This is a genomic window from Bacillus sp. FSL K6-0042, assembly GCF_038006685.1.
Classification (GTDB): Bacteria; Bacillota; Bacilli; order Bacillales; family Bacillaceae_G; genus Bacillus_A; species Bacillus_A pseudomycoides.
Genome location: NZ_JBBOVS010000001.1, coordinates 2432852 through 2448868, shown reverse-complemented (window position 1 = coordinate 2448868; position 16017 = coordinate 2432852). Strand labels below are relative to the sequence as shown.

At 35.0% G+C, this 16017-nt stretch carries 19 protein-coding genes; 8 read left to right on the top strand and 11 right to left on the bottom strand.

Features of this window, described 5'->3' with window-relative positions:
- The first annotated feature begins 6 nt into the window (after positions 1-6).
- Positions 7-588, top strand: coding sequence for a K(+)-transporting ATPase subunit C (gene kdpC, locus MHH45_RS12545; protein ID WP_088093954.1), 582 nt, complete (start codon positions 7-9; stop codon positions 586-588).
- A gap of 65 nt (positions 589-653) precedes the next feature.
- On the top strand, positions 654-1799 hold the full coding sequence (gene kdpDN, locus MHH45_RS12540; protein WP_016113187.1) for a KdpD-like non-kinase potassium sensor: 1146 nt from the start codon (positions 654-656) through the stop codon (positions 1797-1799).
- A gap of 75 nt (positions 1800-1874) precedes the next feature.
- Here the strand turns inward: kdpDN and MHH45_RS12535 are convergent, their stop codons facing one another.
- Positions 1875-3083: an MFS transporter gene (locus MHH45_RS12535; protein ID WP_016113188.1), complete on the bottom strand. Its 1209-nt coding sequence runs from the start codon at positions 3081-3083 to the stop codon at positions 1875-1877.
- 159 nt (positions 3084-3242) lie between these two features.
- On the opposite strand from MHH45_RS12535, the gene MHH45_RS12530 reads away from it, so the two are divergent.
- The 3 genes from MHH45_RS12530 (at position 3243) to MHH45_RS12520 (ending at position 5005) form a co-directional block, all read left to right on the top strand.
- Complete coding sequence (locus MHH45_RS12530) at positions 3243-3704, top strand: MarR family transcriptional regulator (RefSeq protein WP_016113189.1); 462 nt, start codon at positions 3243-3245, stop codon at positions 3702-3704.
- Between the two features lie 128 nt (positions 3705-3832).
- Positions 3833-4687, top strand: a complete 855-nt coding sequence (locus MHH45_RS12525; protein ID WP_016113190.1) for a patatin-like phospholipase family protein — start codon at positions 3833-3835, stop codon at positions 4685-4687.
- Between the two features lie 114 nt (positions 4688-4801).
- A complete protein-coding gene (locus MHH45_RS12520; RefSeq protein WP_016113191.1) occupies positions 4802-5005 on the top strand; it encodes a hypothetical protein in 204 nt (67 codons plus the stop codon).
- Positions 5006-5048: 43 nt separating this feature from the next.
- Here the strand turns inward: MHH45_RS12520 and MHH45_RS12515 are convergent, their stop codons facing one another.
- A complete protein-coding gene (locus MHH45_RS12515) occupies positions 5049-6350 on the bottom strand; it encodes an NCS2 family permease (protein WP_016113192.1) in 1302 nt (433 codons plus the stop codon).
- Positions 6351-6582: 232 nt separating this feature from the next.
- Between MHH45_RS12515 and MHH45_RS12510 the strand changes: the two genes are divergently transcribed.
- The 3 genes from MHH45_RS12510 (at position 6583) to MHH45_RS12500 (ending at position 8855) form a co-directional block, all read left to right on the top strand.
- Positions 6583-7449, top strand: a complete 867-nt coding sequence (locus MHH45_RS12510; RefSeq protein WP_088093953.1) for an SDR family oxidoreductase — start codon at positions 6583-6585, stop codon at positions 7447-7449.
- A gap of 98 nt (positions 7450-7547) precedes the next feature.
- Positions 7548-8309 (top strand): L,D-transpeptidase, encoded by a 762-nt coding sequence (locus MHH45_RS12505; protein ID WP_016113194.1) that lies wholly within the window; start codon positions 7548-7550, stop codon positions 8307-8309.
- Between the two features lie 273 nt (positions 8310-8582).
- Positions 8583-8855: a hypothetical protein gene (locus MHH45_RS12500; protein ID WP_016113195.1), complete on the top strand. Its 273-nt coding sequence runs from the start codon at positions 8583-8585 to the stop codon at positions 8853-8855.
- A 190-nt stretch (positions 8856-9045) separates the two neighbouring features.
- Here the strand turns inward: MHH45_RS12500 and MHH45_RS12495 are convergent, their stop codons facing one another.
- From MHH45_RS12495 to MHH45_RS12455, 9 genes are all read right to left on the bottom strand, one after another.
- Complete coding sequence (locus tag MHH45_RS12495) at positions 9046-9258, bottom strand: DUF1540 domain-containing protein (RefSeq protein ID WP_088093952.1); 213 nt, start codon at positions 9256-9258, stop codon at positions 9046-9048.
- Positions 9259-9330: 72 nt separating this feature from the next.
- Positions 9331-9750, bottom strand: coding sequence for a thioredoxin family protein (locus MHH45_RS12490; protein ID WP_088093951.1), 420 nt, complete (start codon positions 9748-9750; stop codon positions 9331-9333).
- A gap of 12 nt (positions 9751-9762) precedes the next feature.
- On the bottom strand, positions 9763-10182 hold the full coding sequence (locus tag MHH45_RS12485) for a disulfide formation protein C (protein ID WP_088093950.1): 420 nt from the start codon (positions 10180-10182) through the stop codon (positions 9763-9765).
- Between the two features lie 142 nt (positions 10183-10324).
- Positions 10325-11206 carry an LCP family protein gene (locus MHH45_RS12480; RefSeq protein WP_088093949.1) on the bottom strand — a complete coding sequence of 294 codons (882 nt, stop codon included), beginning with the start codon at positions 11204-11206 and terminating at the stop codon, positions 10325-10327.
- A gap of 98 nt (positions 11207-11304) precedes the next feature.
- Positions 11305-11553 carry a YhdB family protein gene (locus MHH45_RS12475; protein ID WP_016113200.1) on the bottom strand — a complete coding sequence of 83 codons (249 nt, stop codon included), beginning with the start codon at positions 11551-11553 and terminating at the stop codon, positions 11305-11307.
- 121 nt (positions 11554-11674) lie between these two features.
- A complete protein-coding gene (locus MHH45_RS12470) occupies positions 11675-12172 on the bottom strand; it encodes a PCYCGC motif-containing (lipo)protein (RefSeq protein ID WP_088093948.1) in 498 nt (165 codons plus the stop codon).
- 58 nt (positions 12173-12230) lie between these two features.
- Complete coding sequence (locus MHH45_RS12465; RefSeq protein WP_088093947.1) at positions 12231-13331, bottom strand: GerAB/ArcD/ProY family transporter; 1101 nt, start codon at positions 13329-13331, stop codon at positions 12231-12233.
- Between the two features lie 12 nt (positions 13332-13343).
- Complete coding sequence (locus tag MHH45_RS12460) at positions 13344-14426, bottom strand: Ger(x)C family spore germination protein (RefSeq protein ID WP_088093946.1); 1083 nt, start codon at positions 14424-14426, stop codon at positions 13344-13346.
- A complete protein-coding gene (locus MHH45_RS12455) occupies positions 14423-15940 on the bottom strand; it encodes a spore germination protein (RefSeq protein ID WP_416076124.1) in 1518 nt (505 codons plus the stop codon). The genes MHH45_RS12460 and MHH45_RS12455 overlap by 4 nt, the downstream gene beginning before the upstream one ends.
- Positions 15941-16017: the final 77 nt, after the last annotated feature.

Below are 16017 nucleotides of genomic sequence, written 5' to 3'. Positions count from 1 at the left end.
AAGAAAATGGCTAAAAAACAAAATATACTTTCACCGGTCATTCGTGTTACCTTTACATTTCTTGTTCTTTGTGGGCTTTTATACCCGCTGCTTGTAACTGGAATTGCGCAAGCAGTGATGAAGGATAATGCGGATGGAAGTCTTATATATAATGAAAAAAATGAAGTGATTGGCTCAAAGTTAATCGGTCAAAACTTTACAGACCCACGTTATTTTCATGGACGCGTCTCTAGTATAGAATATAAAGCAGAAGCGTCAGGATCAAATAACTATGCACCATCTAATCCTGATTTAGTAAAACGTGTAGAAGAAAGTGTAGCAAATTGGAAGGATAAAAATCCGACTGTTTCAGTTACGGAAGTACCGATGGATTTAGTGACGAATTCAGGTTCTGGATTAGATCCTGATATTAGTCCAAAGGCAGCTTACGTACAAGTTGATCGCATCTCGAAATTAACGAATATTCCGAAAGGAAAAATAAATCAAATGATTAAGTCTCAAACAGAAGGTGCTGCACTAGGATTATTTGGAGAGGATCGTGTGAACGTTTTGAAATTAAATCTGGAATTACAGAAAATAATGAAATAGTATTGTTGCTACCTCAATCCAATCGATTGAGGTAGCGTTGTTTACTAGGAAAGGTTGTGCGCGTAATGTATGCAGATGATTATAAACCGACGTTTCAAAGACGAACGCCAGAAGAATATTTAGAATATATACGCCAGCAAAATCGCGGGAAATTAAAGCTGTATGTAGGTGCTGCTCCAGGAGTAGGGAAAAGTTATAAAATGTTGTTTGATGCGCAAGAAATGAAAAAAGAGAATATTGATATTGTAATAGGTTTAATTGAAACGCATGGAAGAAAAGAAACAGAAGAAGCAATTGCTGATTTAGAAAGAATACCGTTAAAAGAAATAAACTATAAAGGAAAAGTATTTTATGAGCTCGATGTAGAGGGGATTATAAAGCGAGCACCGCAAGTAGTTGTTGTGGATGAATTGGCACATAGTAATATACCTGGATTAAAACATAAAAAACGTTATATGGATGTAGAAGAATTATTGGACGCTGGGATATCAGTATTATCAGCGTTTAATATTCAACACTTAGAAAGCGTTCATGATATTGTGGAACAAATCACGAATGTAAAAGTACGAGAGCGTATTCCTGATTTTATTTTACAAAAAGCAAATGAAATTCAACTTGTTGATGTAACCCCTGAAGTTTTGAGGAAACGATTGACAGATGGAAAGATATATAAAGAAGGAAAAATTCAGCAAAGCTTACAAAATTTTTTTACGGTTAATAATTTAGGAGCTTTACGAGAGTTATCACTTCGTGAAGTTGCCGACGATATGGACGAGAAGATTAGTCAGTCAGTGACAGAACCAATAGGTGTAAAAGAAAAAATTCTCGTTTGTGTGCAATATAGTTCAACAGCAGAGAAATTAATACGGCGTGGTTGGCGTATGGCAGATCGATTAAACGCTGAATTGTATGTATTAAATGTTGAAAGAGAAAATATAGAATTAATATCGGCAAGCAAAAGGCAAACAATTGAGGAGTGGCAATCGTTAACCAATCAATTTCATGCTACTTTCGTATTGGAAGAAGCGAAAGGAAGAAAGCCAGCTGATGTCATTATTGAAGTGGCAAAACGATTACAGGTCACCCAAATTTTACTTGGTCAATCAGCAAGAACAAGATGGGAAGAAATTCGAAAAGGATCCATTGTAAATGAAATTATGAGGCAGACGAAGCATATTGATATTCATATTGTGGCAGATCAGAGAGTATAAAAAAGAGAATGTCCAAATGCAGTAAAATAGCTGTTTTCGGACATTCTCTTTTTTGTTTGTAATATACATAAATGTTTATTTAGCTTTTTGAATTCTAGCTTTTCTTACAGGATGAGAAGTTAGCTTTTTCATAGAATATAAGACCACAATCAGAAAAACAATTGCCTCTACAAAGAAAATCCAAAAGTAATTTTGATTAAAGAGTAGAAAACTGCCTACGATTGGTCCTGTACCCATTCCGATATAACGGATAAAGTTGTAGATACCAATGGCAGTTGCTCGTTCGCTTACAAATTCTTCTGTTAGTAGAGTTGTATGGGTTGGAATTGATAGTCCCATGCTAAAACCGTATAGGGATGTTGCAATGATAAGGATTGGGATATTTATATGATATGTGAAAGAAAATAGAATAACGCATGTGATATTGAGAAAACTGGTGAGAAGTAAAGCTTGTTTTGTTGTAAGTAATGTTTGTAAAAACTTGTAGCAATAACTTCCTAGCATAATACATAGAGACATTGGTACAAACATAAGCCCAATTTTACTTGTGTTGAAATGAACTAAATTGGCTAATATTGCTGGTAAAAAAACAAGAAAACAAAAATAAATGCAGAACTGCATAAATCCAATGATCGCAATAGCAGAACCAGTTCTGTGTTTTAAGATACTCCAATAATTATTAGTTGTTGTAGCTTTTTTAGGAATAACCGGTTTTGTTTCTGGTAGCCATGCAATATTTACAATTAATAGGGCTATGCCAATCGTAGATAAGAATAGAAAAATAGATACGTGACCATTTATATTTCCAAGATAGCCGCCTATGAGAGGGCCTACAGCAGGAGCAATGGAAAGTAGCATTTGATAAAGACTCATGGCTTTCCCTCGTTCTTTTCCTTCGAATAAGTCCCCAATAATAGTAGCCGCTACAACAGGTATCGCAGCTATCCCTGATGCTTGAATTGCTCTGAAAATAAGAAATAAATAAATGTTTGTTGTAAAAGCACAACCAATTGCACCGATTGTACCTATGAATAGACTGGGAAGAAGAATATATTTGCGTCCTTTTGTATCAATTAATGGTCCATAAACAAGCTGCATAATTGCAAGAACAAAAGTAAAAATAGAGACAGTTAAATTCACAAGATAAAGAGAGGTGTGAAAAGAATCTTGAATCATTGGTAAGAGGGGCGTGTAAATGTTTTGAGCAAAGGAACCTAATAGAGCGCTAATACAAACGATATACAAAATAGATTTTAATTTTGATGAAGATAATGAGTGATTCATCAGAAAACCTCCTTATTTTAGTTTCCTTGGAAACTAAAATAATTTTAACATTATTTTCTTACTTGTAAAGATAAAAATGAATTTAATTTTTATTTTGAAATGGTATATAATTAAATTGTTTCTGTGGAAACTTATGAAGTATCATGGAGGGGATTCGACTTGGACCGTACAGTAAGGCAAATAGAAATACTTTCGGATATTCGTACACTTTTTCATAAACAAGAAGAGCATATGAAAGGAAATGATGAGCGTTTTCTTCGTGAGACAGGGGTAAGTGGCATGTCTTTATCAGAATTACATGTGATCCAATGCATAGGAAAAAAAGGATTAATGAATGTAACAGCTATTACTGAAGAGATGGGGATGACAAAGGGAGCAATTTCTAAAATTTGTACAAAATTGTTTAATAAACAATTTGTTGAAAAGATGAGAATGTTAGATAATCAAAAGGAAATATTTTTTCGTTTAACAGACAACGGAAATGAAATTTACATGGCGCATGAGAAATTGCATCAACAAGCTGAAGAGAAGTGGTTGTTACTTTTAAATCAGTATACAGAAGAGGAATTATCATTGATTCAAAGGTTTGTAAAGGATGTAGGATCCCATTTAGAGAAGTAGAAGAATAATTTTTCGTTCGCACCAAGCCTTCTGAATATGGTTTTTGTGAAGACTCTTATATAATAGAAAGAGATATTTAACAAGATGAATAATTAAAGAGTCTATGTATATAAAGAGGAGAGAAAACAATGCTTGAAAATACGGGTTTAGTATTAGAAGGCGGCGGTATGCGCGGTGTATATACGGGTGGAATACTAGAATACTTTATGGAGCAGGATTTATATTTTCCCTATATTATTGGTGTTTCAGCAGGAGCATGTCATGCGGCTTCATATATTTCAAGACAAAGAAATCGAAATAAAACAGTAAATATTGATTATGCAACACATCCGAGGTATTTATCTTACAAAAATTTATGGAAAAAACGTCAGTTATTTGATATGGACTTTATTTTTCGTGAAATTCCAGAACAGCACGTGCCATTTGATTTTGACACATACTTTAATAGTGCAGAGCGTTTTCTAGTAGGAACGACAGATTGTGAAACCGGTGAACCAATGTATTTTGAAAAAGAAGGAACAAATGAAGATGCATTGACTTTATTACAAGCTTCTAGCTCATTGCCATTTATCGCACCAGTTGTAAATTATCGTGGTAAACAATTATTGGATGGCGGAATTTCGGATCCAATCCCAGTTCGTAAAGCACAGCAAGATGGTTATGAGAAATCGATTGTTATTTTAACGAGAAACCATGGATATGCGAAGAAAAAATCAAAATTTGGATGGATTGCAGCAAAAGCTTATAAAAAATATCCTAATCTTGTCAATACGATGCTTTCTCGTTATGAAGTATACAATGAGACACTTCATTATATTGAAAAAGAAGAGTTAGCTGGAAATCTATTTGTCATTCGTCCAGAAGTACCACTTCAAGTGGATCGAATGGAAAAAGATCCACAAAAGCTGCAAAATTTATATGAACAAGGCTATAAAGATGCAGCAAGACAATTTGCGGATTTACAGGTGTTTTTACAAAGGTAATGGATGGAAAAACCTCTTTCAGGGGTTTTTGTTCTTGTAATAGACTGAATATAAAATCTATTAAGAGCTAATTGTGGTATAATTTGGGTAAAAGTGTATAGAGGAATGATACATATGGAAAATGTATATAAGGGACTTAGACGTATGGGATATACGGCAATGTTTATTTTTGGTGGAGTATTTCTATTACGCTTTCTGATTCATGATGAACTTTTATTAGATCAACTAATTGGTTTTAGCGCAGGAATGGTGATGTTTATTTCTTCATTTTTGATTCAAAAGTATAGTAAAGAATTGCAAATGAATAAGGAATATTAGAAAAAGCCTTGGTTCACAGAATTTGTGAGCCAAGGCTTTTTTATTAGTGCGGTAAGAAAACTAATTGATAAGCAAACAAAATACCAAATACATATACAAGTGGATGCACAGCACGGAATTGTCCTTTTGCCATTTTCATAAGTGGATACGAAATGAATCCAAGTGCAATACCTGTTGCGATGCTTGATGTAAGCGGCATGCTTAAGATTACTAAGAATGCTGGGAATGCTTCGTCGAATGTATCCCAATCAATGTGGCGTACAGCGCCCATCATTAGGCTACCAACAATAATTAATGATGGAGATGTAATTGCTGAAACACCAGAAACAGCACCTACTAGAGGACCAAAGAATGCAGCAACGGCAAACAATGCAGCTACTGTAACTGTTGTTAAACCAGTACGTCCACCGGCTGCAACACCCGCAGATGATTCAATATATGCTGTTGATGGTGTTGTTCCGAACATAGCCCCGATTGTTGCTGAGAAAGAATCAGATAGAAGAGCTCGTCCCGATTTTGGAAGTTTACCATCTTTTATAAATCCACCTTGCTGAGCAACACCAAGTAGTGTACCTGTTGTATCGAATAGTGTAACAAGGAAGAGTGAGAATACAACGCCGTATAATCCGTAATGAATCACATCAGAAACAGCAGTAATTGGATTTGAAACAATAATTCCTTCTGGTAATCCAGGCATTGATGTAATACCGTTTGGAAATGTTAATTGACCTGTGAAATAAGCGATAATTCCTGTTAAGAGCATTCCGATGAATAATGCGCCGTTTACATTTAAGGACATAAGAATCAGAGTAATTCCAAGTCCAGCTAACGCTAGTAGTACAGGAGGCGAATGAAGATCTCCAAGCCCAACTAAGTTAGACGGATGTTTTGTTACAATGCCCGTCAGACGTAAACCGATAAAAGCAATAAATAAGCCAATACCAGCAGTAATTGCATGTTTTAAGTTTTCAGGAATTGCTTCCATTAATTTTGTACGGAAAGATGTAAATGATAACAAAATTAAAATCATACCTGCTACAAATACAGCAGAGAATGCAATTGCAAAGGTCATTCCTTCATGCGCTTTTACAACAGAGTAAGAGAAATAAGCGTTAAGTCCCATACCCGGCGCGATTGCAATTGGTAAATTTGTAAAGATTGCCATAAATAATGTTCCAACAACAGCGGCAATAATTGTCGCTGTAAATGCTTGTTCAAATGGAACACCTGCATCCCCAAGGATGATAGGGTTTACGACAATGATATATGCCATTGTTAAGAAGGTAATAATACCTGCCATAATTTCAGTTTTAATAGAAGTTTTATGTTTTGAAAGGTTAAACATATAAACATCCTTTCTGTTTACGAATGATTGCCACAACAGTTATATATAATATTCGCTTTTTGGTTCTATTGCAAGAGTTTCGCACAAAAAAGTTTATAACAATTTCTATTTTATGTCTTAATTTCGAATATTAATCACAGAACAGCTCCTACGTTTCGGCTTTTAATGTATAAGTACTTTTTATAAATGTGTACATCATAAGAAAGAGAAATGAGAAGGAGCTGAAATGTGTATGCCTGAGCAAAAAAAGTTTTTAACGTTACCACCACAACATCAAAATAGACAACCGGGGATTGAATCGATGATGAATCCTCTCCCAGAGTACGAAGATCCTAATTATCGCGGTAGTGAAAAATTAAAAGGGAAAAATGTGCTTATTACAGGAGGGGATAGTGGAATTGGAAGAGCGATATCAATTGCGTTCGCAAAAGAGGGAGCCAATATTGTGATTGCGTATTTAGATGAACTTGAAGATGCGAACGAGACGAAAAGACTTGTGGAAAAGCAAGGTGTGAAATGCATATTACTCCCAGGTGATTTAAGTAGTGAACAACATTGTCAGCACATCGTAAAGGAAGCAGTTTCAAAGCTAGGTGGTTTAAATGTTCTTGTGAATAATGTTGCGCAGCAATACCCGCAGCAAAGTTTAGAATACATTACAGCGCAGCAACTTGAAAAAACATTTCGCATTAACATTTTTTCTTATTTTCACGTTACAAAAGCTGCGCTCGCACATTTAAAGCAGGGAGATACAATCATAAATACAGCTTCGATCGTTGCGTATGAAGGAAACGAGCAACTCATTGATTATTCTGCAACAAAAGGAGCGATTGTTGCTTTTACACGTTCACTTGCAAAATCACTAGTTCAAAAAGGAATTCGTGTAAATGGTGTTGCGCCAGGCCCGATTTGGACACCGCTTATTCCAGCGAGTTTTGATAAGAAGAAGGTATCGGAATTTGGAAGTAATGTACCGATGAAAAGACCAGGGCAGCCGTATGAATTAGCACCTGCTTATGTATATTTAGCTTCAGGCGATTCCACATATGTTTCCGGACAAATCATTCACGTAAATGGTGGTGTAATTGTGAATGGATAAGTTAAATCTGAAGAATCTTTGTGTTTTTGTTCATAAGAATTGAGTGCATAGTAAAAGCTAATGGTACCATCGTAGATGATGGTACTGGGGGGATATGAATGAAGAAGATATGTTTGATGGTGATATTCTTTTTCTGTCTACCAATCAGCACTTTTGCTAGTGCAGATCATTTAATACTTATTAACCTTACTACAAATCAATTATCTTTTTTTGAAAATGGAAAATATGTAAGGACGTTTCCTGTTACAACTGGAAAGCGTAACACACCAACCCCTGAAGGCACATTTTGTATCATTAATAAATATAAAAATAAAGAATATCACCGTAAAAATATTCCGGGTGGTGCACCGAATAATCCACTTGGAACAAGATGGATCGGTTTAAATGAAAAAGAATATGCAATTCATGGTACAAATCGAGAAGGGACGATTGGAAGAAGAGAATCAAACGGTTGCATTCGCATGCATGATCGAGATATACAATGGCTATATGACCGAGTATCGTTACGGACAAAAGTAATTATTTCTCAGTTTTATACATCTCCAGAATATGCAGCGCATAAGCTTGGATATCGTGTTACAAGTTGGAATGGACGTATAGTAGAAGAAGAGCAAATTGGAATGTTAACACTTGTGGATCGTATGAATATATATTGGCAAGAACCAAATGGTCAATTTACGAAAGTAAAAACAGTATTGCCGAATGAACGATATGCTGTTTATTCTCGAGGGAAAAATGGAAGTTATTATATAGGTAATAATTTGTATATTATGGATGAAACAGGCGGGAAAATTCGTTATGAGCAAGTGCCTTATTCCATTTTAAGTAATATATATAAGAGGAAATATAATATACAGTAAAGCTATCGTAAATAGGCGATAGCTTATTTGTTATATAAATAAAAAGCGAAAGACCTTTCTTTTTGGATGTGAGAGAGGATCCGTCCGTGGATAGAAGCGGTCAGAGCCTTTTTTGGCCCCATGCCATGTTAAAACAAAGAGAGGAAATGAGTGGAGGTCACCTTTTACTCTTCATAGCAGCGAATTTATATAGCAAAGTGTAATTAGTTGGTCCAATCGCAACTATTCTGTTCTTGTGAATATAATACAGTACAGATTGGGGGCGGGCGTGTTATGAGAAAAGGGAATAGCCAATTTGCATTTAAAATCTTTTTGTTAACGAATTGCTTATTTATTATTTATTTGTATGTTTCATTTATGTTTAATCTGTATATTCCCTATATTGATTTATTACTTTTCGTTGGTTTTATTTGGTCCTTTGTTGAAGCGAGAGAAGGGGAAGATGGAATCTATCGCAGGATAACATTGTTTGGAACAGTTTTTATATTGATTGTGTATATGACGATAATGCATGATGCATGGAAATATGGGGTTGTTATAATGTAGAAGCATACCTTTAGCTGTATGTTTCTACATCTTTAAGTGTTAGGAGAGAAACGATTGCTCGCGATTGGTACAAGTTACCGCACTTATTTTATTTGTAAAAGAAACAAAATGGCTTTGCTTCTTAAACATTGTATTTGTACATAGTATAAAAGAAAAATCCCCACCTCAAAAGGAGGTGGAGATTTGCTTGTTAATATTTCGGTCTAAATGTTTGGCAGCATGTTTCAACGCTTGTTGACGCAGAGCTTTCAAGTGTTTCATCTGTTAAGGCCGAGTTTGTATAAGATTCATTTGATTGATTCGTGTTTTGATCATCAGGCTGGACAAAGATTGAATTCGCTTGACAAAAATTCCCTTGTCCCCAAAATGAACAATTGGACACAGAACAGCGTACCTCTGGCATAAAACCCCCTCCTTATACATTAGTGTGGGATTTTACACAGCTTTCATGTATAGAAGGAGTTTCCTTTTCTTATTACTTCTTGTTTTCTTTAAACCATTTTTCAAAAGTATCTTTTGGCTGTTCGCCATTAATGCGGCTTACTTCTTTTCCGTCTTTGAAATGAATAATTGTTGGTGTTCCTTCAATTTTATAATCATCCCAAGTTGGGTTATCGTTGAAAATATCAATGACTTTCATATCAATGTTCATGTCTTTAGCCATTGGTACAACAATAGGTGAGACTTTTTCACAGTAGTGACAACCTGTTTGATAGAAGTAAATGGTTTGTTCTTTCTTTTCCTCGTTATTTTTACGAATATCAGAAGAAGAGATTTTATTTGTATAGTAATTTTTTTCTTGTTTCGTTGTATTTTTGTTTTCCATCTGTGTTACAGCAAACATAGCTGCAAATAAGACGATAATAATACCGCCAAAGATAAGCATTTTTTTCATTATGTCATCTCCTTATTTATTTTTAATTACAATCAAACTACAAATGGCAATCGTGACAAATCCGATAAGTGCCAAAAATGGGATTGTGACAAATCCAAACCAGTTTATATATTCCCCCGTACAAGGCACACGTCCACAAGCTGCTCCTGCTGCTGAGAATGCAGAAACTTTTTGAATGGCATAATGATATAACGAAATACAGGCACCAATACTTGCGATTGGTAAAGAATATGTAGCAATGTGGTAGTCTTTTTTTATAACTGCAATACCAAGCCATAAAACAAATGGGTACATAAAAATGCGTTGATACCAACAAAGTACACAAGGCTCAAACTTCATGATCTCAGAAAAATATAAGCTTCCAAGTGTAGCAATAAAAGAAGCTCCCCAAGCAGTAAACAATGCATATTCTTGTTTTTTCTCACGTTTCATGTTTTTTACCTCTCTTATAATAGTTACATACTAAATTATAGTATGAAGAGGACAAGAAAATAAAGAGAAAATATTTTTATCAAGGAAAGTTTTATAAGAGGAAAACTTGGAAATAAAAAAACAAGGTCCATGAACCTTGTTTTTAGGGGGTGTTTACGGCTTTTGTAGCATTGAAAAATTTTTGAATTGCTTCTTTATTTGTTTCTGGATTTATTTTTAATACGGAACCAGCGTGTTTGGTAAGAGCAGATTCATATTCGTTATCAATTGGAATTCGCATCGTTTCGATTTTATCAATGGGTTGAAACAAAATATTATTCCCAAGTGAAAAGAGCGTTGGTATATCTAGATTTGTTTTTATATATGGAGAGAGTTCATGTGCCATTATTGGTAAATTTAGTACCCCATCTATAGAGTGAACTTTATCAGTAAGGGTTTGTTTCAATGCCCGGAGTACTTCTTGTTGTCGTTTCACACGGCCAAAGTCACTTTCAGTATCATGGCGAAACCGCGCGTATTTTAGTAAATCTTTCCCGTGAAGAGGTTGTATTTCTGGCTTTACATGTAGTCCCATATCATCGATTATTGTTTGTGTAACATTCACTTCAATTCCTTCAGGTGCAATGGTATCCACAATTTTAACAAACGCTTCAAAATCAATCGTAACGTAATGAGAAACATCGATTCCAAAATTATGTTGAATCGTCTTTCGTAATAATTCAGGGCCGCCATAGTAGTAGGCAGCGTTGATTTTATTATATTTTTTATCATAAGAAGGAATTTCTACATAACTATCCCGCATAATTGAAGCGAGCTTTGCTGTATTTTCTTTTTTATTGTACTGGGCAATCATAATTGTATCAGCACGGGCTTGTTGTTCACCTCGTGAATCGCTACCGATAATTAAGATATTCCATATGCTTTTCTCTTGTTTTACCCCTTGAAATAAATGAGGATTATTCGCTTTTTCACAACCAATTAGCAGTATCATCATGCTGAAAAATACGTACAAGGATTTATACAAATAATCACGTCCGTCCACTATTGATATGTGTATTATGAACAAATATATGGAAAAATATTCAAAAAAGCGCTATTCTCAAAGGGAGAATAGCGCTTCATTTACATTTGTACTTGGTCTATTTCTTCTATATGCGACTTTTGTGAAGCATGGTCGATATATTGGAATAGAAGTTGAAGTTGTTTATCTACTTCTGGTAGTTCTTTTCCATATTTGTAAGCATGTAAAAAATGCTCGATTCGTTTAGAAAGTAATTGATCATCAGTTTGCACCATTAAAACAAGCAACTTGTCCCAATTACAACAATACGTGTAATAGAGAGCTTTATCGTAGTCGTTATATGTCTGCATTGTGTACCCTCCTTACTGAGGAGTTACATATAGTGTACGTCAATCGAGAAGAAAAACACTTGAAAGAATTTGCTAAGGGAAATGTTACGTAAAAAGTAAAAAACGAGGAAATTCCTCGTTTTTACGCTTTTGGCATTGGGGTAGGTGTTGGTTTTGCGTAGCCTTCTTTATATTTATTATCAATGTAGTTTCGAATTTCAAGAGTCGATTTTCCTTTTTGATGCATAGATGCAGATTCGACCGCAATTTCTAAACAGTTTACACAGGTCGTTGCGTGAGAATCCCAAACAACTTCTCCATTTTTCTTAATTTCACGAATAAAACAGTTTTTATTATTTTTATGCCCCACACTTTCTCCGCATCCACAGTAACAAGGTATCCAATTTAATAATTCGGCATTTTTTCCTGCAACTGTATAGATTTCTTTCATTTGTGGGTCTAGTTTGTCCAGAAACGTTGGTAGCGTGTCGATTCCTTTTGTTGTTTCTTGTATATCACCTTGCTGAGAATGAGAAGCGTGTTCTTCTTTCGGTTCAGACGATTGTTTTTTTTCCGCTGCACCACATCCAGAAAGCACGAGACTGCCTATTACAAGTAGAGAGAATAGATATTTTTTCATCTGCATATCCCCTTTGCCTTTGTATTAGTAAAATTGTACCAAACTCGCTAGTGATTTCCTATGGTGAAGTTTTATTTTGTTTATTTTTCAACCGCCAGCGAATGGAATGCCATAGAAAAAGGAGAGGGATATAGACATATACAATATACAGACCAGCCCGAGATAGGAGCGTGTTCAATGTATTAATATGTTCTCTGTTTATAATAAATAAAGACGCGATATACACAATGAAAATGAAAAAAGGCAATGTAAACTTAAACGGAATATGGAACGATCGTTTCATGGATTGGCAAGAAGACCAAATCGTTACACAAAGATTAGGTAAAATGATGAGAAACCAAACAAAAATAATGATGTACTCAAATCGTTGAATGAAAGGAACTTTAATAATTTTAAGCATTGTTAAGGTTGCCCAAATTGTACGCTGTAAAAGTCCTTCACTAAAGTACATGAAAGAAATGAGTGCTAAGATAACGTAAATAATGGTTGTTAAAGCAATTCCACCGTGTGCCCATCTTTTTAGAGATTTTCCTTTTTCAATGAGTGGGTATACAAGTAGCAATGCTTCAAATCCGAGAAATTCTAATATAGAATCTTTTGCTGATTGAAAAATTTGTAAAGGTGAATGCGTCAAAATAGGTAAAACATTACGGAAATGGGCATATTTCATTGGGAAAATTAAAAAAAGAATTACAAAAAAAGGAATGACGATCCCCCAAAAGCAGATACCGGTTACAGAGCGAAATCCACCTTTAATAACATAAAAAACAATGAATAAAAAGAGCATATTCAACTTCCACAATTTAATTGTAGGAAATACCCAAACTTGAATGACTTCAATATATGTTCGAAGAATGGTAAGGCAAAATAAAAGAAAATAAGCAGTAAAGCATAGAGAAAAGAAAGATCCGATCCACTTTCCAAAGCATGTTGTATGTATATTGATTAAGTCGTCATCTTTCTCTAGCATCGCTAACGTACAAAATAAAACAATGTGAGTTGCAAATCCCATAAGGATAAGGGAAATCCAAGCGTCATATCCAGCGCTTTTAATCAGGATACGTTGATATCCTAAAATTCCTACTCCGATTTGAAGAGAGTGAATTAAAAAGAAAGCGAAGTAAGGAGATACTGTTAGTTCTTTGCTGCTGGTATTCATATCGTCACCTCATCATTCTCCGATACCAGATTGCACAACATTAACCTTTACATCAATATTTACATCTACAGATGGATACATTTTATGTATTTGTTGTATGTTCCATTTTCTCGTACGGCTTCTAATTTGATCCTGTATTCCTAACGGATCTATTTGTTTTTGTTGAAATTGCTGAATCAAAGCTTTAGACTGTTTTTCCATCGTTTGCTCGATTTGTTTTTTGATATAAGCTATATTTTGAGGCTTCGTTAAATTAAGCCAACTCGGAGAGTTTTTTATCAAACCATTTAGTTTTAAATGAATGTTTACTTTCGGAATCTCACCATCTCCATCAAGAGAATAGGTGCTTTTTCCAGATAAGTTTTGTGTGACTATAAGCCCTTTATGGCCATCTTTTTGGATGGACGTTTCATAACGACCATTTTTAGTAGGATGAGTCAGTAATTTTACTAAAAATGAATCTTTTTGATCGGTAAACATAACTACTTTGTCTTTTTTGAGAAATGCAAGTCCTTTTACTGTAGCCGCTTTATTATTACTCATTTGAATGTAAGGAATGAATGGATCGGATCCATATGAATAGTAATCATATAAAAAAACATTTAAAGTAGCACGAGGAATATTTTCATTCATCATATTTTGATCCAACAAGTCAGAGAGATATAATGAACCATTTGACGCAATATGTTTTAACAGCTTTTCTGCTGAGCCGTCGACAAATGCGAATTGTACATCCCTTCCAATATTAGGATCCCTGTGTAAATTATCCACAATATCACCAATTCCATACGTACCAAAAGACTTCCCAAATAACACGGTACGCATTTGTCCTACAACAACATTGTGAGGGGACTTTCCATTCATACGAGATGCGATTGTTTCAATCGAATCTGCCGATGTTGACTGAATTTTTGGTTTCGTCTGTACACCACGGGTATAGTCGGGATACAAAATCGTTCCTTGAACTTCTTTATTTTTGTTTATATCGAATCCCGCAACATGAATAATTCTTTGTGTATCAATAATTTGAGTTTGAGTGCAAGCAGATTGGAAAAATAATCCCCCAATAATCCATACAGTTAAAAATTTTTTCATGTCTTTTCACCATCACGTTTTGTCTTTGCTTTCATTGGGTTATAGCGCCAATTCGATTTTGGACGTAGAAAAGAAGGACGCTGCGCTGTGTGGCTAAATGGGAAGCGAATAAAACCTTCAGATGTAGCTAAACCACGAAATGGATACAAAGGTACTAAGTAAGGTGATCCAAGTGATTTTAACTGAATTAAGTGCGTAAGTATCATCACAAATCCAACAATAAGACCAAGTCCGCCAAAGGCACCGGCTAAAAGGATGAGTGGAAACCGGAGCAAACGAATGGTCGAAGACATCTTCACTGTTGGTATGGTGAAAGAAGCTAATGCAGATAAAGCCACAGCAATTAATAAAATTGTACTCGTTAAAGCAGCTTGAACAGAAGCTTGTCCAATAACAATTCCACCGACAATACCAATGGTTTGACCGACCTTTGTAGGTAAGCGTGCCCCAGCTTCACGAAGTAATTCAATTGTAATTTCTAAAAAGAGTGCTTCTAAAACTGGGGGAAAAGGTACATTGGCTCTAGAAAAAATAATAGGTCCTAACAAATCTGATGGGATCATTTGATAATGAAATGTTAAGACAGCTGTATAAATGGCAGAAGAAAACAGAGAAAATAAGGCCCCAAAAAAGCGAATCACTCGGAAGAAAGAGCCAATGATCCATGGTAAATAATAATCTTCTGGAGAAACAAAAAAATCTAATAATGTTGTTGGTCCGGCTAATGCATACGGTGATCCGTCTGTTAAAATTAATACTTGACCAGTGATAAGAGCGAATACAGCCCGATCAACTCGCTCAGTTGGCAGTAAAACGGGAAAGGGTGAGTTACTATTATCACTCAAAAATTGTTCAATCATTGTCGCATCAAAAGGAACATCAAAATCAATATCTTGAAGACGCTGCGTCGCTGTATTAATGTGTTGTTCATTTGTTAGTCCTTTTATATAGGCAATGGTAACATGTGTCTTGGACATAGAGCCGACAATAATCTCTTTAAAAATGAGTTGCTCTGTTATGATGCCGCGACGTAGCAAGTGAATATTTATATCAATGCTCTCCACAAAACCAACTTTCGGTCCAATTACACTATATTCATTTTCAGTATCATTATATAAACGCTTACCAAGAACGGTACTTTCTGCTTGAATTAAAGCATACTGTGCAGCATGGGATGTATTTTGTAACTCTATGAGTACATACCCACCCAATAACTTTTCACGAATATCATCAATGGAGGGAGAGATAATAATGTCTTCAATAAAGACGATGTTTGTCAAGTCTGCAATGTTTTGGATTTGTTCTAATTGCTTTTTAATAGGTGTCAAAATAAATCGTTTAATTATGAGCTCTTCCACGACAGATTTATAATAAAAAAGACATAGTGCATCGTTTTCTGTAATGCTATAAGAAACAAAATCAGTAGATTCTTTCATCGTATGAATAAATTCTGGAATGGTACAGCTCATTTTTTTGTTTTTTGCTTTAGAATTTTTTCGTGGTAAGCTAAACAATAATTTTCACTCCTTCCCTTATATGGAATGCTCTCGTTAGTTTTTTTGGGAAGAACAAATTTTATACAGGAAACACA